At 58.9% G+C, this 18,992-nt stretch carries 17 protein-coding genes and 4 tRNA genes; 13 read left to right on the top strand and 8 right to left on the bottom strand.

Annotated features, from left to right (window positions below):
- Nucleotides 1–60: 60 nt before the first annotated feature.
- Nucleotides 61–1,164, top strand: a complete 1,104-nt coding sequence (gene mltC, locus ACSMDR_RS09015) for a membrane-bound lytic murein transglycosylase MltC (RefSeq protein WP_005895064.1) — start codon at nucleotides 61–63, stop codon at nucleotides 1,162–1,164.
- A gap of 104 nt (nucleotides 1,165–1,268) precedes the next feature.
- Here the strand turns inward: mltC and ACSMDR_RS09020 are convergent, their stop codons facing one another.
- Nucleotides 1,269–1,649, bottom strand: a complete 381-nt coding sequence (locus tag ACSMDR_RS09020) for a YgiW/YdeI family stress tolerance OB fold protein (RefSeq protein WP_436467976.1) — start codon at nucleotides 1,647–1,649, stop codon at nucleotides 1,269–1,271.
- Nucleotides 1,650–1,892: 243 nt separating this feature from the next.
- On the opposite strand from ACSMDR_RS09020, the gene ACSMDR_RS09025 reads away from it, so the two are divergent.
- Both ACSMDR_RS09025 and ompA read left to right on the top strand, forming a co-directional pair.
- Complete coding sequence (locus tag ACSMDR_RS09025; protein WP_040318940.1) at nucleotides 1,893–2,897, top strand: SGNH/GDSL hydrolase family protein; 1,005 nt, start codon at nucleotides 1,893–1,895, stop codon at nucleotides 2,895–2,897.
- Between the two features lie 232 nt (nucleotides 2,898–3,129).
- Nucleotides 3,130–4,185, top strand: coding sequence for a porin OmpA (gene ompA, locus ACSMDR_RS09030; RefSeq protein WP_436467977.1), 1,056 nt, complete (start codon nucleotides 3,130–3,132; stop codon nucleotides 4,183–4,185).
- Between the two features lie 64 nt (nucleotides 4,186–4,249).
- Here ompA and ACSMDR_RS09035 read toward each other — a convergent pair whose 3' ends face one another.
- The 3 genes from ACSMDR_RS09035 to ACSMDR_RS09045 are packed head-to-tail and all read right to left on the bottom strand — an operon-like array spanning nucleotide 4,250 to nucleotide 7,717.
- The gene (locus ACSMDR_RS09035) at nucleotides 4,250–4,813 is read right to left on the bottom strand and encodes a PqiC family protein (RefSeq protein WP_436467978.1); all 564 of its coding nucleotides are present in this window, start codon (nucleotides 4,811–4,813) and stop codon (nucleotides 4,250–4,252) included.
- A complete protein-coding gene (gene pqiB, locus ACSMDR_RS09040; RefSeq protein WP_005895050.1) occupies nucleotides 4,810–6,459 on the bottom strand; it encodes an intermembrane transport protein PqiB in 1,650 nt (549 codons plus the stop codon). The genes ACSMDR_RS09035 and pqiB overlap by 4 nt, the downstream gene beginning before the upstream one ends.
- Nucleotides 6,452–7,717 (bottom strand): paraquat-inducible protein A, encoded by a 1,266-nt coding sequence (locus ACSMDR_RS09045; protein WP_005895048.1) that lies wholly within the window; start codon nucleotides 7,715–7,717, stop codon nucleotides 6,452–6,454. Before ACSMDR_RS09045 ends, pqiB begins: the two co-directional genes overlap by 8 nt.
- Nucleotides 7,718–7,894: 177 nt before the next feature.
- Here ACSMDR_RS09045 and hfq point away from each other — a divergent pair, with 177 nt between their 5' ends.
- Nucleotides 7,895–8,257, top strand: coding sequence for an RNA chaperone Hfq (hfq, locus tag ACSMDR_RS09050; RefSeq protein ID WP_005895045.1), 363 nt, complete (start codon nucleotides 7,895–7,897; stop codon nucleotides 8,255–8,257).
- A gap of 316 nt (nucleotides 8,258–8,573) precedes the next feature.
- Here hfq and ACSMDR_RS09055 read toward each other — a convergent pair whose 3' ends face one another.
- The 3 genes from ACSMDR_RS09055 to dapA form a co-directional block, all read right to left on the bottom strand.
- Nucleotides 8,574–9,164 (bottom strand): HAD family hydrolase, encoded by a 591-nt coding sequence (locus tag ACSMDR_RS09055; protein ID WP_005895042.1) that lies wholly within the window; start codon nucleotides 9,162–9,164, stop codon nucleotides 8,574–8,576.
- 61 nt (nucleotides 9,165–9,225) lie between these two features.
- A complete protein-coding gene (locus tag ACSMDR_RS09060; protein WP_436467979.1) occupies nucleotides 9,226–10,923 on the bottom strand; it encodes a GGDEF domain-containing protein in 1,698 nt (565 codons plus the stop codon).
- 99 nt (nucleotides 10,924–11,022) lie between these two features.
- Complete coding sequence (gene dapA, locus ACSMDR_RS09065) at nucleotides 11,023–11,895, bottom strand: 4-hydroxy-tetrahydrodipicolinate synthase (protein ID WP_005895036.1); 873 nt, start codon at nucleotides 11,893–11,895, stop codon at nucleotides 11,023–11,025.
- A gap of 278 nt (nucleotides 11,896–12,173) precedes the next feature.
- On the opposite strand from dapA, the gene rsmC reads away from it, so the two are divergent.
- The 8 genes from rsmC to ACSMDR_RS09105 all read left to right on the top strand — a co-directional run bounded on the left by rsmC (nucleotide 12,174) and on the right by ACSMDR_RS09105 (nucleotide 17,008).
- Nucleotides 12,174–13,202 (top strand): 16S rRNA (guanine(1207)-N(2))-methyltransferase RsmC, encoded by a 1,029-nt coding sequence (gene rsmC, locus ACSMDR_RS09070; RefSeq protein ID WP_436467980.1) that lies wholly within the window; start codon nucleotides 12,174–12,176, stop codon nucleotides 13,200–13,202.
- Nucleotides 13,203–13,339: 137 nt separating this feature from the next.
- On the top strand, nucleotides 13,340–14,557 hold the full coding sequence (gene glgC, locus ACSMDR_RS09075) for a glucose-1-phosphate adenylyltransferase (RefSeq protein WP_005895031.1): 1,218 nt from the start codon (nucleotides 13,340–13,342) through the stop codon (nucleotides 14,555–14,557).
- Nucleotides 14,547–16,004, top strand: a complete 1,458-nt coding sequence (gene glgA, locus ACSMDR_RS09080) for a glycogen synthase GlgA (protein ID WP_436467981.1) — start codon at nucleotides 14,547–14,549, stop codon at nucleotides 16,002–16,004. Before glgC ends, glgA begins: the two co-directional genes overlap by 11 nt.
- A gap of 128 nt (nucleotides 16,005–16,132) precedes the next feature.
- Nucleotides 16,133–16,218, top strand: a tRNA-Leu gene (locus ACSMDR_RS09085).
- Between the two features lie 53 nt (nucleotides 16,219–16,271).
- Nucleotides 16,272–16,357: transfer RNA gene (locus ACSMDR_RS09090), tRNA-Leu, on the top strand.
- A gap of 44 nt (nucleotides 16,358–16,401) precedes the next feature.
- Nucleotides 16,402–16,487 (top strand) — tRNA-Leu (locus ACSMDR_RS09095).
- 69 nt (nucleotides 16,488–16,556) lie between these two features.
- Nucleotides 16,557–16,642: transfer RNA gene (locus ACSMDR_RS09100), tRNA-Leu, on the top strand.
- Nucleotides 16,643–16,738: 96 nt separating this feature from the next.
- Nucleotides 16,739–17,008, top strand: a complete 270-nt coding sequence (locus ACSMDR_RS09105; RefSeq protein ID WP_436467982.1) for a late competence development ComFB family protein — start codon at nucleotides 16,739–16,741, stop codon at nucleotides 17,006–17,008.
- 7 nt (nucleotides 17,009–17,015) lie between these two features.
- Here ACSMDR_RS09105 and ACSMDR_RS09110 read toward each other — a convergent pair whose 3' ends face one another.
- Nucleotides 17,016–17,225, bottom strand: a complete 210-nt coding sequence (locus ACSMDR_RS09110) for a hypothetical protein (RefSeq protein ID WP_436467983.1) — start codon at nucleotides 17,223–17,225, stop codon at nucleotides 17,016–17,018.
- A 304-nt stretch (nucleotides 17,226–17,529) separates the two neighbouring features.
- On the opposite strand from ACSMDR_RS09110, the gene nhaC reads away from it, so the two are divergent.
- Complete coding sequence (nhaC, locus tag ACSMDR_RS09115; protein ID WP_436467984.1) at nucleotides 17,530–18,936, top strand: Na+/H+ antiporter NhaC; 1,407 nt, start codon at nucleotides 17,530–17,532, stop codon at nucleotides 18,934–18,936.
- Nucleotides 18,937–18,992: the final 56 nt, after the last annotated feature.

The raw sequence follows: 18,992 nt of genomic DNA on the forward strand, positions 1-18,992 counted from the left end.
CCTCTCCTAGCCCGCAGCCAGTGAGTGACGGGCGGCCTGGCCGCCCTTTTCGAGGATCCTATGGGCCGAATTTTTTGGTTGTTGTGCGCCATCCTGCTGCTCGGTGCCTGCTCTTCTACCCCTAAATCCAGTGATGATCAGGATGACAACCTGGTCAACGGCAAGGATGTGCGCGGCTTCGAGCACATGATCAGCGCCCTCTCCCATAACGTGAACGAGATATGGGGGCGAGAGGCGCTGTTTGCGGGCAAGTTTGACTACGTCAAATACACGGATGAATACAAGAGCCGTGCCCACATCGACTTCTCCAGTGGCCATATCATGATCGAGACGGTGTCGGGGCTGGATCCCAAGTCTCATCTGCGCCGCGCCATCATAGAGACGCTGCTGACCCCGGACGATCCGGCCGAGGTGGATCTCTATTCGGATAGGGAAATATTGCCCGGTGGCGAGCCCTTCCTCTATGGCCAGGTGCTGGATAACCAGGGACAGCCGATCCGCTTCGACTGGCGAGCAGAGCGCTATGCCGATTACCTGCTCAGCACCGCCATGAAGAAGCGCACCCTCGGTATTCGCAACATCTTCTACGTCGACATCCCCATGGTGGCGAACCACGAAGACAAGCGCGGCTACAAATACGCCAGCATCATCCGCGATGCATCCCGTAAATACGGGGTCGCCGAGAGCCTCATCTATGCGGTGATCAAGACGGAGAGCAGCTTCAACCCCTATGCGGTCAGCCATGCCAATGCCTATGGCCTGATGCAGGTGATACCGGCCACAGCGGGGCGCGATGTCTATGTCAGGGTCAAGGGCAAGAACGGTCAACCGACCCGGGATGACTTGTTTAATCCGGCCTACAACATAGATGTGGGCACCGCCTACCTGCACCTGCTGCAGACCGTCTATCTGGTCGACATCGCCGATCCCCGCTCGCGGCGCTACGCCGTGATCTCCGCCTATAACGGGGGGGCCGGTGGCGTACTCAATACCTTCTCCCGCGACCGCAAGGCCGCACCCGGCATGATCAACCGCCTCTCCCCCGAGGCTGTCTATCAGGTCCTGACCGAGCAGCATCCCAAAGCGGAAGCGCGCCGTTACCTCTACAAGGTCGATCAGGCCGAGAAAGGGTTCAAACGAACGGTGCCCAAGCGGGCGGGTTGAAGGCGTTCGCATCTTCAACCTCCCGTCGGAATGACGACATAAAAGAGGGCGCTCCAGGAGCGCCCTTCTCATATCAGACTCAAACTTATCGCCAACGTCGTGCGCTATTTGGCGATGAAGCCGCCCTTGCTCTGGGGTGTGGCACCGACTTTCTCCAACTGCTCCACTTCCAGCTCGGTCTTGTTCCAGCTGTGATCCACTTCGCCACGCAGACGCACCAAATCATCCGGGCCGACTTCCTGGCCACGCCATACGTCCGCATCGATCTCGACCTCCACCTCGCCGCTGGCATCGCGGAACAGGTAGTTCTCGCCGCCAAGGTGCTTGATCAATTTGCCTTCGACCGTGGCCCAGCTGTCATCGACAACATCCTTGAGCTGGATGACAGTGACCGCATTCTGCTCTGCCGGCCCGGTGTAAGCGGCCAGGGTGGCGGTGGAGACGGAGATCAGGGCCAACAGGGTAAGAGCGTTCAATGTTTTCATGTCACTTTCCTCAGTTTTCACAGGCTGCCATATCGGCGATGGGGAGATGATGTCAAAAGTGGCGTGAAACAGATGTGAAGCCACCCCATTTGGGGGAACGGGGTGTGAGCGCAATCGCTTGCGGACCAATCCATGATTGTTGAATTAAATTCGGCAGGGTTATCATTCTCAAATGACTCGCGGATTGGCGAGCACCTACAGCTATCGCAGGACACCTGCTCCCAAGAGATGAGATACCCCATGATGAGAACCTGTTTTATCTGCCTGCTGGGCCTGCTGGCCTGGACAGCCCAGGCGGCCGAACCACGTCCCGCCTTCTCCCGCATCGTCGTCTTTGGTGACAGCCTGTCCGACACCGGCAAGATGTATAGCAAGATGCGTGGTTATCTTCCCTCCAGCCCGCCCTACTATGAGGGGCGCTTTTCCAACGGTCCGGTTTGGCTGGAGCACCTCAACGCACAATTTCCCGGCCTGAAAATCGCTAATGAAGCGGAAGGGGGCGCCACCGCAGTGGCCTATAACAAGATCTCCTGGCACCCCAAGTATCAGGTGATCAACAACCTGGACTACGAGATAACCCAGTTCCTGCAAAAGGAGAGCTTCCAGCCCGACGATCTGGTGATCCTCTGGGTCGGCGCCAACGACTACCTGGCCTACGGCTGGAATAGTGAGACCGATGCCAAACGGGTTCGCGATGCCATCAGTGACGCCGCCAGCCGCATCGTGCTCAACGGTGCCAAGCAGGTGCTGTTGTTCAACCTGCCGGATCTGGGCCAGAATCCCTCGGCCCGCAGTCAAAAGGTCACCCAGGCCGCCAGCCATGTCTCTCAGTATCACAACGCCCTGCTGTTGAATCTGGCTCGCCAGCTCGCCCCGACCGGTCTGGTACGCCTGTTCGAGATCGACAAACAGTTCGACGAGATGCTCAGTGAGCCGCAAAACTTCGGGCTGAGCGACACCGAGCACGCCTGCTATGGCGGTGGTTATGTGTGGAAGCCCTTTGCCGCCAGCAGCGCCAATGAGGATGCCCGCCTCAATGCATTCAGCCCGCAGGAGCGGCTCGCCATCGCGGGCAACCCCCTGCTGGCGCAGGCGGTCACCAGCCCGATGGCCCGCAAGGTGGCCGCCCCTGACTGCGAGGGCAAGATGTACTGGGATCAGGTCCATCCCACCCGAGTCGTTCATGCCGCCCTGGGTGAACGGGCCGCCGCTTTCATCGAGAGCCAGTACGAGTACTTGCCAAGATAAGCCATTGGCCCATCACTGTTGGTACAAAACGGGGGTCAATAAGCCCCCATTTTTTTGGCCATATGGCACCCTTGCCATCCAGACCAGTGCCTCAACAAATATTGTCAATTCAGTCAGTTGCGACATTTTCAAAAGCGACTAACTTTAATCTGTCCTACGGCCCTGACCGCCGGACCCATAAGGGAAGGCCACTGAGGCAAACTTCCTTCATATGAAATTGCAGAGGCACGATATGAATAAATCATTGATTACATTGATTGTTTCTGGATTGCTGGTGGCTAACGCCCAGGCTGCAGGACAAGACAACACCTGGTATGCCGGTGCCAAGCTGGGTTGGTCCAATTTCTACGGAGTCGATCACAATGACGCCATCAAGGATGCGGCCGACATTACCGACGAGAGCAATGATGCCCTGGGAGCTGGCGCCTTCGCCGGTTATCAGATCAACCAGAATGTCGGCGTAGAGCTGGGTTACGACTGGCTCGGCGAGTACAAATACGATGTCACCGACAAGCTTGATCCCACCATGAAGGGCGATGACAAGGTGACGGCCCAGATGGTGCAGTTGACCATGAAAATTGGCTTCCCGGTCGCCGACAGCCTGGACCTGTATGGCCGTCTCGGCGGCGCCTACGCCTGGGCAGATAGCCGGGAGCTGGACAACGATGATGGCGCCGCCTTTGTTGGCGCACTGGGCGCCGAGTACGCCATCGATCGCAACTGGGCAGCCCGCCTCGAATACCAGTACACCACCCCCCTCGGCGACATGGACCTGGATCACACCGGGGTCGAGCTCGACAACGGCCTGCTCTCAATCGGTATGCTCTATCGCTTTGGGCAGGAGGCCCCCGAGCCCGTCGTGGTACCGCCGCCAATGCCGGAACCCACCATGGTGGATCAATCCTTCAGCCTGAGTTCGGACGTGCTGTTTGACTTCAACAAGGCCACCCTCAAGCCGCAGGCCAGCCAGGCGCTGGATACGCTCTATAGCCAGATTGAAGCGGCCAGACCCAAGGATGGCACCGCTACCGTCATGGGTTACACAGACCGCCTCGGGGCCGATGGCTACAACCAGAAGTTGTCCGAGCACAGGGCGCGCACCGTCGCCGACTACCTGATTGGCAAAGGCCTGCCCGCTAGCAAGGTACAAGTGCAGGGCATGGGCGAGAGCAATCCAGTCACCGGCAGCAGCTGCGCCAGCGGCACCAAACGTGAGCTGATTGTCTGCCTGGCACCGGATCGCCGGGTAGAGGTCAAGGTAGAGGGAGTCTCGGAGGTCGCACAATAACCATCAGGCACCGCATAAAAAACGGGAGGCAACTGCCTCCCGTTTTTTATTTCTGCAATCCGGCTCACCCCTTGCGCAGCTCGATCGCAATCTGATCAAGCAGCAGTTGCCACCCGATGCTCAGCTCCCCGACCAAGGTGCCATAGCCATCGGCAGGCAGAACCCGTTCCATGTGGAAGGGGTTGTCTTGCAAGACGCGACCATCTTCGGCCAGCAGGCGCCAGCGCCCGCTCAGTACGGCCCGGCCATCGAAGCGGCCCTGGAAGCGCTGCACGCTGATAGTGAGCACGGGGCCCTGACGGGCACCATCCTGACGTACCACCCAGCCCGGCAGACGGGCCGAGAGGCCATTGAGGGTCAGCTGGTTGAGCTGGCCATCCAGGGAACCGGCCCAGCGCTGGTACTCGGTGAAGAGCAGCTCCTTGCCCTCCAGCTGATAGACCAGGCTCACATTGTCGAGCTGATCCGAGATCTGGACCGGACGCAGCACCAGCTGATGCTGCGGGTGAGTGACAGGCGCCGCCTGAGGCGTGCCATCGGCGTCCAGGGAGTAGTAATGCAGGCTGGGGGCGCTGCTGCACCCGGCCAGCAGCGCTGTCAGGGCCAGTGCCATGCTGAGTCGTTTCATTCGGTACCTCGCTTGGGTTCAGGGTCCTGGGGTCTGGAGCGATCGAAGATCAGCGAGCTCGGTTGCTCATTGAGAGAGTGCACCAGGGGCTGCAACTCACGCATCAACTGATTGAGGGACTGCACCGATTGACGCAGATCCTGGTTGGTCTGGGAGGCGCCATCATAGCTGCTCAGGGTCTCCTTGAGCTGCACCAGGCTCTCGTTGAGAGAAGCCGGCAACTGCTGGGTCGCCCGCTGGCTGGTCAGCTTGTCGAGGTTGGCGCTGAGGGAGCTGACGTTCTTCATCGTCTTGTCCAGGTTGGCCAGACTGCTGTTGACCTGCGCCAGTGTGGTGGCTATGTCCATGTCGACAAACTTGTCGAGGATGAGGTTCACCTTGCGCTCTATCTGATCCAGGCCGCCCTGGGTGGTCGGGAACACTTCGAAGCCGGACATCTTGCGCGCCATGAAGGCAGGCGCCTCCGGATAGAAGTTGAGATCGATCACCTTGCCCCCCGTAAGCAGGCTGGCAGTCTTGAGCGTGGCCCTGAGCCCTTCCTGGAACTGCTTGCTGAACAGCTTACGCCATTGCTCACGCTCGGCACTGGCATAGCGATGGGAGATCCGCTGCACCTCGATCCGCGCCAGCACCGGGATCACCTTGCTCTTGAACAGCTGGCTCGCCTTGTCATCGATGAGATAGGGCGACGACACAACAGTCCCCACTCGTACGCCGCGATACTCCACGGCCGCCCCCGGGTGCAACCCGGCCAGGCTGTCTTCGAACAGGAAGACGTAGTCGATGAACTGATCCAGACTACCGGCCAGCACGCTGTTCTGATCCTTGAACAGGGTGAAGGCATCCTTGTTCTTGACCTGGTCACCCGGCATCCAGCCCGCCGGCAGGCCGACTGTGATGCCGCCGTCGATCAGACCTTCGAGCGAGTCCATCTTCACCTTCATGCCTTCGCTGGTCAGGGACGCCTCGAACCCTGGCGTCATCCAGAAGCGAGAGTTGTTGGTGATCAGCACGTCATAGGGGGCGTTGATGAAAATCTGATATTCCAGCTCGCTCTTCTCGGGCAAGAACTTCACCTCCTCCACCTGGCCTATGGTGTAGCCCTTGTATTGAATGGGGGATCCCACACTGAGAGAGCGGGTTTCAGCGCTGTTGAGCGTCAGTCTGAGCCCTTTGGCATCGAGGGAGGCAAGCGGCGGTATGTCGAGGATCTCGTAGCGCGCCTTCGCCTTGCCCTTCTTGCCCGGGGAAAGTTCTATGTAAGCTCCAGAGAGCAGAGTGCCGAGGCCGGAGACCCCTTCACGACCGATCCTCGGCTTGACCACCCAGAACTGGGTGTCTCCCTTGAGCATGTTGGCTGCATTGTTGGAGAGACGCGCCGTGATCACGGCGTGGCTGTAATCTTCACTCAGCTCCACCGCCTCTATCCGGCCAACATCCACCTCTCGCGAGCGGATCACCGTTTTGCCCGCCACTATGCCTTCGGCCGTGGGCACGGTCAGCTCTATGCTGGGGCCCTGGGAGTACCAGTGCTGGAACAGCATCCAGGCGCCGATCAACAGGGCCACCAGCGGCACCATCCAGATCGCCGCCGCCGATCCGAAAAACTCGGCGCTGGCTTTCTTCACTGTCTTACGCTCACTCACGTTCGCGTTCTCCTTGTTGTAAATCCCAAATCAGACGGGAATCGAAACTCATGGCGGCCACCATGGTGATCAGCACCACGCCGGCAAAGGCAACGGCAGCAGGGCCGGGGTAGATGGTCATCAGATTGTCGAGTCGGATGAGCCCAGCCAGTATGGCCACCACGAAGACGTCAATCATGGACCATCGACCAACAAACTCCGTCATGCGATAGAGCTTGAGCTTGCCAAGGGGCGAAGCGCCATCCCCGGTCTGCACCCGGTAGCAGAGCCAGAACAGGGCCAGTATCTTGGCCAGGGGGATCACCACGCTGGCGATGAAGATGATGGCGGCGATGGGATAGGAGCCCAGCGCCCACAGCAGTACGACGCCGCCGAGTATGGTCGAGGGGCTGGTATCGCCGAGAAAGACGGTATCCATGATGGGATAGAGGTTGGCCGGGACATAGAGGATGGCCGAGGTGATCAGCAGGGCCCAGGTGCGCCCCAGTCCACCGGGTTTACGGCTGTGCAGATGTGCGCCACAGCGCCGACAGCTATGCTGCCCCAGCTCGCCGAGTGCGCCGCAAATATGGCAAACGACCAGACCAGCCTCCCGTGCTCCTGCGGTCAGATCCAGCTCCCGCCCCTCTGTCTGGCCAAACAGCCGCTGCCAGAACCACATGCGATCCAGGGAGGAGATCGTCTTGATCAGCAGCAGGGTATAGCCCACGAAGGCCCAGAAAGAGAGGCCCATCTTGATGTCGGCCATGCCCATCAGCTTGACCAGGGAGATGAGGACGCCGATGAGGAACACATCCACCATCAACCAGGGCTTGATCCGGCACAGCAAGCGGCCGAGCGAACGGAGAGCCTTGCTGTGCATCGGTTTGTCGAGGCGCCACAGCACCAGCATGATGGAGCCCATGTAGACGAGGGGCAACCCTATCAGGGTCAGGCTTAGCACGGCGGCGAGGAACAGATACCCCTCATTGACCAAGGTAGTGATGCACTGCAGGAAGGTCATCTCCTGGCCCAGCCCCTTGGCGGAGAACGACATGAAGGTGAAGCTGTTGGCGAGCACGAACATGATGATGGCAGCCAGACCGTAGGCGAGCGGTCGCCGACCCTGATCCGGCAGGTGGCTGGTCAAGATATGGCCGCATCGCACACAATGCTGAGCCTCGCCGAGCGCCAGCTCGGTGGCGGGGGCGAGCAGATCGCACTCTTCGCATGCCGTTGGATCGGTGCGATATGGGCTCAGTTTGGAACTTGATGGCAAATGAATATCTCTGTCTGGGTCCATCACGGACCATGAAAGCGCGATTATCGCAGTAGGGCGTCCGGGCTACCAGCCCCTATCTCACCCCATAGTTGGGGCGGCAACAGAATGACTTTGACAAGCCAGTGGCCATTTAGCACAATCAAACGCCACTTTTTTTCCGCGGGACAATAATTTATGACAACCGAATCCCCCAGCTACGCCACCATTGAGCAAGCCTTCTCCCTCGGGAATGGGCAGGATTCAGCTCTTAACTGGCTTCGTAAAAACCGCAGTCAGGTTGCCATCTTCCTGGTGAGCGGCATCAAGCTGGAAGGCACCATCAGTGGCTTTGACCAGTACAGCGTGCTGTTGACCGACGCTCATGGCAACCAGCAGCTGGTTTACAAGGCCAAGATCTCCACCATCGCCATGCACTCGGGTCGTCCCCAGGTCAACATTCAGCGTGCCCGTAAACCCCGTGTATCCATGGCACCGCGTCCCCATGGCGCCCCGGGCCGTTATGACAATAACGACCAGGGTGGCAGCAGCGAACAGTAAGCCAGGCTTTCCCTGTCACCGGGGCCCACGCGGCGGTCACACCGCGACTTGCGTCAACCCGTGACAGATGTCCACTCCCCTCTTTACCTGTCCCGCCGGGGAGTGGACAACTAATTCCCCCCTTCAAAGCTCCCCCATCGCCATCAACGAAGCGGAGCCAATTCGTTATGTTTTGGGCACCAAACTACCCGAGCCGCTGGCCGGAATGCCGCCAGAGCCCACACCTATTGATTGCCCGCCTGATGCCCTGGGTGGCGATCTTCAGCGCCCATGCAGCTTCATGGTCGCAAACAATCCATCAACTGCCGGATGAGGATCAGTCCGCCAGCAAAGTCGGCACACCGCCCTTGACCAGACACGTCCGCATGCCGGCAGCCTGCCCGGCAGCCAGGCCGATACCGGTATCCTCGAACACCAGGCAGCCACGAGGTTCGACACCCAGTCGCTCGGCAACCAGCAGAAAAGTATCAGGGTGCGGCTTGTGCTGGGTGACGTCGTCTGCGGTCACGACCACGGGAAAGTAGCGCTCCAGGCCGGTATTGCGCAACACGGCGTCGGCATTGATGCGGGGCGAGCCCGTCCCCACCCCCATGGGCAGATGACCATAATGGGCCTGCACCAGCTCGAGCATGGCGGGGAAGACGGTCGCCTTGTGCAGATTGGCCACATAGTGGGCCGTCTTGCAGCGAGTCACCTCCAGAGGATCCAGGACTATCTGTTGCTGCTCGGCCACCAGCAGGGCGATTTTGCGACTCGGCATGCCGCCCAGTTCATAAAACCAGTCTCCATCGAACTTGAAACCAAACTCGCGGGAAGCATGCTCCCAGGCCGCAAGGTGCAGCGGCATGGAGTCAACCAGGGTACCGTCCAGGTCGAAGACCAGGCCTTGAAAACGGGAGAGGATCATGGGCAGCTCTGCATCGGAAAAAGAGAGCCATTCTAACAGCACGCGGACGGGAGGCCATGGCCTAGACGGTTGAAATTTGCTCCGTGGGCAACGACTGCGGTTCAAAGATCCGACTGCAGGCACGGCCAGCTGACTTGGCACGATAGAGCGCCTGATCCGCTCTCTCGATAAGCTGCTCCCACTGCACGCCCTGATCCGGGGCCCAGTAGCTAAATCCGATGCTCACCGTAAGCTGTGATTTCACCCTGGACGCGGGATGGTGAATGGCGAGTTTGGCCAACTGCTGATGAATGCGCTGACAGAGGAACTCCGCCTCCCCGGGCTGGGGATTACAGAGCAAGATCACAAACTCCTCACCACCGTAGCGCGCGACCAGATTGGTACGGCGTCGCTCACACTCTTGCAGCAACTGGGCCACCTGGCGCAGGCAGAGGTCCCCCTTGCCGTGGCCAAAGTGGTCGTTATACGCCTTGAACTCGTCGACATCTATCATGAGCACGGCCAGCCGCCGATGCTGGCGACGCGCCATCTCCCACTCCCGGGCCAGAGTCAGATCCCATTGCCGGCGGTTGGCGATGCCGGTGAGCGGGTCTTCCATGGAGAGCAGCGCCAACTGCTCGTTGGCCTGAGCCAGCGCCCGGTTCACCGACTCCAGCGCTTCATTGGTCTCGGCCAGCTGGCGAGTCCGTGCCGCGACCCGCACCTCCAGATCCCGGTTGAATTGCTCGAGGGCGGCATGATTGCGCTGGCGGATCAGCATCTGGGAGAGCATGGCGGCGAACTGCTTGAAGATTTCCCCATGGTAGGTCTTGATGGGCTTGCGTTGCAGCAGGTTGTCGGCGGCAATCCAGCCGATGGGGGTATCCCCATCCCACAAGGAGACCATGGCGTTCCAGCCGCGACCCACCTCCTGCTGCTCGTAATAGAGGGGCGCATCTTCCAGCACCAGCACATAATCCTTGCGGCGCAATGCCTCCTGCACCACAGGGTGTTCCGGGATCGGGCTGACGAAATGGCGCTCGTCGGTGATCTCTCCCGCTTCGTTGGTGCCCCAACTGCCCTGCATGATGGTGAAGTCCGGATCGATCAGGAAGACGGCAACCCTGTCGAATTGCAGCAGGCTCCGGGCCAGCAGCACGGCATCGTGCAGCAGATTCGATTCAGTGCGACAACTTGAAAGTTGCACCCCGACCTGATGCAGGGATTGCAACAGATCCAGGAAAGATTGCTGGAGTGCCTCGCTCTGAACCAGGGATGCCTCAGTCGTCAGCCGCTCATCCCGCTCCCGGCTGACCAGATTGCTCAGCATGCGGCTCTCCAGCTCGGCGGCTAAATAGTGCATCAGCAGCTGTATGATCTGCTTCTGGCGGGGGGTGAGCCTGTCCAGGCGACGATGGGTTTCGAGATAGACGCAGCCCTCAAGCCCCTGTTGGCGCTTGAGTGGAAAACAGGCTCTGAGCTGGGCAGGCGGAGCTTCTACCGCCTCACACCAGCCAGCGGGATCACTCTTGAGTTCGATGAGCAGTTGGCCCTTGGCAAGGGCCTGCTCGATGAAAGGCAGGGGTAGCCCCAGCATGCTGGCCTGATGGGGATCCAGGGTCACCAGTCCCCGTTCGGGGTGGAAGGCAAACAGCTCCGGTTGCGGTCGATTCAACCACAGATAGATCTGATCGGCTTCCGTCTTCTCCCTGATAGTCGCCAGCGTCACCTCACAAAGGTGCTCAAAACTGGTGAAGTGCTCCGGATCCCATTCCAGCATGTCAATCATCCTCAACTGAACCCGTGCAGTATATAGAGCGGGATTCATAGTGACTCGATTAACGATTAAAAGGTCGATCCAGAGCCCATTTTTTCGCCGTTAGAGCAGGTCCAGTGCCAGCATGGCATCGCGGATCCGCTGCTTGGTTGCCTCGGCGAGCGGCATCACGGGCAAGCGACACTCTTCGGTGCACAGGCCGAGCAGGGAGGCCGCATACTTGGCCCCCGCCGGGCTAGGCTCGGCAAACATGGCCTGGTGCAGCGGGATCAACCTGTCCTGCAGCGCGCGAGCTGCCTGCCAGTCACCTGCCAAGGTCAGGTTCTGCACCTGCGCCAAGAGCTTGGGGGCCACATTGGCAGTCACCGAGATACAACCCTGACCACCGCCTATGTTGTAGGCCACGGCGGTAGCGTCTTCACCCGAGAGCCAGGCGAACGGCTTCTTGATGAGCTGACGTTCAGTCAGGGGGCGGGACAGATCGCCAGTGGCATCCTTGACCCCGACGATACGTGGCAACTCGGCAAGCCGGGCCAGGGTGGCTGGCTGCACATCGACGATGGCACGGGGCGGAATGTTATAGACGATGATGGGCTTGGTCGTTGCATCGTGGACCGCCTTGAAGTGATGGTAGAGCCCTTCCTGATTCGGACGGTTGTAGTAACCGGCCACATGCAAGGTGCCATCCGCTCCCGCCTGCTCGGCGAAACGGGTGTACTCGATGGCCTCCACCGGGTTGTTGGAACCGGCACCGGCGATCACCGGCACCCGGCCAGCGACCTGCTTGACCACCAGCTCGACCACCCGACAGTGCTCATCGTGGCTCAGGGTCGGACTCTCCCCCGTGGTGCCCACCGGCACTATGCCGTGAGTACCCTGCTCCAGGTGCCAGTCTACCAGGCGCAGCAGTGCCGCCTCATCCAGTTGGCCATCACGAAAGGGGGTGATCAGCGCAACGATCGAACCTTGAAACATGGAATCTCCTTCTCCGTCGACTCTCGACATCAACAAAAAACCCCGCTACGGAGTGCGCAGCGGGGTTTGAAACATCTCAGGGCGGTGAGAGGGTTACGCGCGCACGCCAGCAAACCCAAGTTTTGGGTTCTTTTTATGCTTTCGTTTCAACGCGTTGAACCGCATCACGCCATCCCCGAGGAAAAATTAGTGTTCGGGCATCTTTCTGGAACACGGCATAAATGTCAAGGCGAAAGCAGCCATGTATACTAGCGGGCCAAAAACCCCCGGAGAGTGTCATGAGTCATCCCCTGAGTGCCGTCAGCCAGATGCTGGAACGTAATCAAGCCCTGTTCGAGGGCAAGAGCCTGCTGGTGTGCGGTGCACTGGAAGATGATTATCCCCGTGAGCTGGCCGGGATCGCCCGTGAACTGATGGTCTTTACCACGGATTACAGCTATTTCCTGACTCAGCAGGAGGCGCTCGGCGAGCGTATCCATTTCGGTCATGAGCTGGGGGGCGAGGCCCGCTTCGATGCCCTGCTGCTGCTGCTGCCCAAGGCCAAGGCCGAGGCTCGTTTCCTGCTCGCCATGGTGACTCCTCTGTTGCACGCCGGGGCGGATATCTTCCTCGCCGGTGACAACAATGGCGGCATCAATGGTGCCGACAAGCTGATCGCCCCCTATGCAGGCAAGCCGGTCAAACGTGACTCTGCACGGCGCTGCTCCCTCTATCATGGCGAACTCTGCGAACCGGTTGCCCCCTTCTCCCTCGAAGAGTGGTTCAGCCAGTACCAGTGCCAGATAGGCGACACCCAGCTGACCATACAGGCACTGCCCGGTGTGTTCAGCGCCAGCGAGCTGGATCTCGGCAGCAAGATGCTGCTCGCCAATCTGCCGGCCATGAACGGCACGCTGCTCGACTTTGGCTGTGGCGCAGGCGTCATCGGCTCAGTACTGGCCAAACGTAATCCCAATCTCGACATCACCATGGTCGATATCAATGCCCTTGCTCTGGAATCGAGCCGCCGCACGTTGGCTGCCAACGGTCTCACGGCACAGGTATTGGCCTCGGACGTCTACTCGGCGCTGCCCGGCCGCTTCGATCGGATAGTGTCCAATCCGCCGTTTCACGCCGGACTCAAGACTCATTACGCCGCCACCGAGACCTTCCTGGCAGAGGCGCCTCGCCATCTGGCCCATCATGGCACTCTGACCATAGTGGCCAATCTCTTCCTCCGTTATCAACCTATACTGGAAGCCAGCTTCACGCGGACCGAGATCCGCGCAGCCGATACCAAGTTCAGGGTCTATCGCAGCAGCCTGTAACGACTGTCATAAATCTTGTTTAGAGTCTCGCTTGGAATCTGTTATGGTATCCGCAAACGTTTAACAACCCCCTTTGGGGGTATTTTTTTGCGATACCCTGAAAGCCTTTTCACAGCAGCACTGGAGAGAAAAAGACCATGGCAGGCATACTCACTATGATACTGGCGGGCGGTGAAGGCACCCGTCTGCAACCGCTGACCACCACTCGCAGCAAACCATCAGTTCCCTTTGGTGGCAGCTATCGGCTCATCGACTTTGTGCTCAACAACTTCGTCAACGCCGACTTCCTGCGGATCTATGTGTTGACCCAGTTCAAGTCCCAGTCCCTCTATCTGCACATGAAGAAGGGCTGGAACATTGTCGGCATCACGGATCGCTTCATCGATCCCATCCCGGCCCAGATGCGGATGGGCAAGCGCTGGTATGACGGTACCGCCGATGCCATCTACCAGAACCTGCGCTTCATCGAGATCTCCGACCCTGAACATGTCTGCATCTTTGGCTCGGATCATATCTACAAGATGGACGTGAGCCAGATGGTCAGTTTCCACAAGCAGAAAGCGGCGGCCCTGACGGTGGCTGCGCTGCGCATGCCGATTGAAGAGGCGAGTGCCTTCGGGGTGATCGAGGTGGACGACGAGGGGCGCATGATAGGCTTTGAGGAAAAGCCCAAGCATCCCAAGCACATACCAGGAGATCCCAGCCAGGCTCTGGTCTCCATGGGTAACTACATCTTCGAGACCGAAGCGCTCTATCGTGAGCTCAAGCGGGATGGGGACGATGAACATTCCAGCCATGATTTTGGCAAAGACATCATCCCTCACCTTTTTCCCCGTGCTCCCGTCTATGTCTATGACTACAGCACCAACGTGATCCCGGGGGAGGGCCCGAATGTCTATTGGCGCGATGTCGGGACTCTGGATGGCTACTGGCAAACCCACATGGATCTGGTTGCCGACAATCCCCCCTTCTCCCTCTACAATCGCAAGTGGCCATTGCATACCCACTATCCACCGTTGCCGCCCGCCACCTTCGTCGATACCGAGCAGTGCAAGGTCAAGATTGCCAACTCCTTGATTTCCGGGGGGTGCTTCATTCAGGGCAGCCAGATCCAGCGCTCCATCCTGGGTTTTCGCTGCAACATTGGCCCCTGCAGCCACATCAGCGAGTCCGTGCTACTTGGGGATGTGAAGATAGGCGAGGGGTGCTCAATTCGACGCGCCATCATAGACAAGAATGTTGAAATTGCGCCCGGCACCGTGATCGGTGAGAATCTGACCCATGACAGGGAAAGGTTCACCGTATCTGAAGGGGGTATTGTCGTGATACCCAGGGGAGCGAGAGTTGGCTATTAACCCATTAAAAATTCTGTTCGTGGCCTCAGAGGTCGAGGGGCTGGTCAAGACCGGCGGCCTGGCCGATGTGGCACGTGCGCTACCGCGCTATCTGGCCCAGCAGGGCCATGATGTGCGCATCATATTGCCCTTCTACAAGGGGCTCAAGCGCCGTGACGAAGCCAGGTTGCTGGCCTCGCGCTGGCTGCCTACCCCGGCCGGACAGGAAGACATTGGTTATCGTCTGCATCAACTCGAGCTGGACGGCTTCCCCGTCTATCTCATCGATTGTCCCCGCTACTTCGAGCGGGCTGAACTCTACGCCGAACATAACCAGGCCTATGGTGACAATGGTGAACGGTTCGCCTTTCTGGCCGCCGCCGCCCTCCATGCCACAGAGCAGCTCGGCTTCGCCCCGGACATAGTCCACTGCAACGACTGGCACACAGGCCTGCTGCCGCTGTTGCTAAAGACCAGACACGCCAGCAACCCCTTCTTCGCCCAGACCCGCAGCGTCATCAGCATCCACAACGCCGCCTTCCAGGGGGTATTCGATCGGGTGCAATTTGCAGCCGTGCCCGAGATAAGTCATTACGAACAGCGGGGGGCCTATGACTATGGCCACATCAACCTGCTCAAGTGTGGTGTGCTCTACGCCGACAAGATCAATGCGGTCAGTCCCAACTATGCCAACGAACTGCTGACCCATCTGGGCGCTCATGGCATGGCATCGGCCTTCCAGCAGCGTGCAGCGGATCTGTGCGGCATCCTCAACGGCTGCGATTATCAGGATTGGGATCCGGCCACAGACCCCCACCTGCCGGCCAACTATGATGCTCAGGATCTGAGCGGCAAGGCTCGCTGTCGTGCCCAGTTGCAACAAGATGCCGGTCTGCCGGTGGTGAGCGACCCCATCTACGGCATGGTGTGCCGACTGACGGAGCAAAAAGGCGTTCACCTGCTTATCCCCGCCCTTGAGGACTTCCTGCGCCACCGGGTGCAAGTCGTGATCGTCGGTTCAGGGGATCCCTCTCTGGCTGCGCAGCTTCAGGCCATCGCCCAGCGACATCCAGACAGATTTGCCTTTATCAATACCTACGACGACAGGCTGGCCCACCTGGTAGAGGCGGGCGCCGATATCTTCCTGATGCCGTCCCTGTTTGAACCCTGCGGCCTTAACCAGATGTACAGCCTGGCCTATGGCACACTGCCTCTGGTGCGGGCAGTCGGCGGCCTCAAGGACACAGTTGTGGACTGGGACCAGGGCGATGATGAGGCTACCGGTTTCTGCTTTATGGATCCCACCGCTCATGGTCTGCTCGATGCCATGCGTCGCAGCCTGCTCTATTTTCTGCAAGATCCCGACCGTTTCGCACTGATACAGCGCCGTGCCATGCAAACCCGCTTCGACTGGCCAGATTCGGTCGAGCAGTATGTGCAAATGTATCGGGATGCCCTCGCTCGCTAAGCCGGTGTCATCCGACAATTGCTGAAGTTTTGTCCCCTTGGCTGGGTTTTCTCTGCCAAGGGCGAAAAAAGTCCATTGCGGCTGTTGACGCTCCCCCAAAACTCTATAGAATCCCCGTCCGCAGTGATGCGAAGGTGGCGGAATTGGTAGACGCGCTAGCTTCAGGTGTTAGTGTCCCACGGATGTGAGGGTTCGAGTCCCTCTCTTCGCACCATACTGCAGCATGCTTCATCAATGGCATGTAAAACAAGATTGATGACCCAATGTGCGAAGGTGGCGGAATTGGTAGACGCGCTAGCTTCAGGTGTTAGTGTCCCACGGATGTGAGGGTTCGAGTCCCTCTCTTCGCACCATGCTTCTCCAGACAGCATGTAAATCAAAACTGGTAACACAATGTGCGAAGGTGGCGGAATTGGTAGACGCGCTAGCTTCAGGTGTTAGTGCCCTTCGGGTGTGAGGGTTCGAGTCCCTCTCTTCGCACCATGATTCTGACATGTAAAAACAGACAGTGCATGGCCAACTCCATGTAAAACAGGTTGGGAAAAACAGTGTGCGAAGGTGGCGGAATTGGTAGACGCGCTAGCTTCAGGTGTTAGTGTCCCACGGATGTGAGGGTTCGAGTCCCTCTCTTCGCACCATCTATTCGACAAAAGGCCCGTGATGAAAATCACGGGCCTTTTGTATTTGGTTTCGACTAGCTATCCTTGCCCTGACACCACCAAGGAGACGGGCCCATGAAACTCAGCACCGAGATCCACAATTTCTACGAGCAGTTGGTCAACAAGGCCATCGTCCAGCAAGATCTGGCCAGGCGCCTGAGTGAAGACGAGCTTGCCGACCTGTGCTGCCTCGCCCTCAATCAACTCCCCGCCCACTACATACGCCATGACGTGGATATGATCTATTTTCTCAGCCAGGAGAAACGTGACGCCATGGAACAGGAGGTCCGACTCTCCTTGGCCCACGCTCTGGTACGAGTGCAGAGCTCAGCCAGCCGCGACTGACCTGCAGCTAGTACCAGGGGTGCTGCCACAACAAGGCAGCCACTCCCGTCATACCCGCCACTGGCAGCAGAATGAGCACAGGCCTGAGTCTGGGCTCAAGCAAGATCCAGGCGGCCAGTACAAACCCCAGGCTCCAGAGCCCGTATTGCTTGTCATGACCCCATATCCCCACTAATACCAGTGCCAGAAAAAGGGCGCCCCTGTATATCCAGCTCATCGCCATCTCCATGCACAATGAATAGTAATAATTATCATTTGATATACACCCCAGTGCAATGACTATCTTTTCCTTCCCTCGGATCGCAGCAGTCCACTGGGCTTACCAACCTACAAAAACCGGTACAAAATCAAATTTTGTGTAAATTCATCAACCAAAAATTCAAAAATGCCCGGTAAGTTTGAATTTTAAGAGGGGACTCTGTGGTAGATTGCCGCCTCATTTTGGGTGGGCGCCTCGGGACATGACAAGTTCACAGGATGAGAGGCACCCACCTTGGCGAGCAAGAGTTTAGGAAGTATCTATGCAAAACCAACAACATCCCCGTCTGCCAAGCATGTTTCAGGTGCTGGCCTGCCTGGCCATCTTTCTGGCATTGGCCTTCTCGTTTACCAGCCTGCTCGATCTGCCGATCCAGCTGGCCCTGTTTATCGCCTGGTTCGTCATCATGGGGCTCGGCATCAAGCTCGGCCATGACTACAAATCCCTGGAACAGGCCGCCGTCGATGGCGTAGCCAAGGGGATGGGGGCCATCTTGATACTGGTTTCCGTCGGCGCCCTGGTCGGAACCTGGATCGCGGGAGGTATAGTGCCCAGCATCATCTACTTCGGCCTCAAGGTAATACACCCCTCCATCTTCCTGCTGGCGACCCTGATAATTTGTTCACTCACCTCGCTGGCAACCGGTACCTCCTGGGGATCGGCCGCCACCGCCGGTATTGCAATGATGGGCATTGGCCACAGTCTGGGGGTGCCTGCCCCACTGGTGGCCGGTGCCGTACTCTCCGGCGTCTATTTCGGCGACAAGCTCTCTCCCCTCTCCGACTCTGTGGTACTGGCCTCGACCATGTCCAACGTCGACGTGGTAGAACACATCAAGGGCATGTTGCCCATCAGCCTGCTCTCCTATGTCATCACGGCGGCCTTGTTTACTGTGGTCGGCATGCAGTACTCGGGCAATGTCAGCCTGGAGCAGGTCAACCTGGTGATGGAAGCCCTCGACAAGCAGTTCAATATCACGCCCCTGGCCGTGGTGCCGGTGATCCTGGTGCTGGGCCTGCTGGCGAACCGCAAGCCCGCCTTCCCGGTGATCAGCTTTGGCGCCCTGCTGGGTCTTATCTGGGCCATCGTCTTTCAGGATATGGATCCGGTCAAGGCGATGCACTCGGCCTACAGCCCGTTCGCCATCACCTCGGGGGTCGGTTTCATCGACAACATTCTGGGCCGCGGCGGTATGGAATCCATGCTCGGCTCGGTGGCCGTCATCATCTTCGGCTTAGGGTTTGGCGGTCTGTTGGAGAAGGTCGGTCTGCTCGAAGTGATCGCAGGAGCCTTCGAGAAGCGCATCAACAGTGTCGGCAGCCTGACGACTCACACCCTGGGTACCGCCTTTCTGGCCAACGTCTTTGGCTCTGCCATGTATGTATCACTGATCCTGACCCCCAAGATCATGGCCAAGAACTATGACCGGCTGGGACTGGCGCGCAAGAACCTCTCCCGCAATGCAGAGTTCGGCGGTACCCTTACCTGCGGCATGGTGCCCTGGAGTGACAACGGCATCTTCATGGCCGGGGTGCTCGGGGTAGCGACGCTGGATTACCTGCCATACATGTGGCTGAGCTTCATATGCATCCTTGCGACCATCTCCTTCGCCTACATGGGCAAGTTTGTCAGTCGGGTTCCGGTCATCCCGGCGGCCAGCTCGCGCTGAGTCACCGTTGATACAAACAAGGCGCCTCAGGGCGCCTTGTTTGTCTCTGGAGGCAG

The organism is Aeromonas molluscorum, from assembly GCF_051376105.1.
Taxonomy (GTDB): domain Bacteria; phylum Pseudomonadota; class Gammaproteobacteria; order Enterobacterales; family Aeromonadaceae; genus Aeromonas; species Aeromonas molluscorum.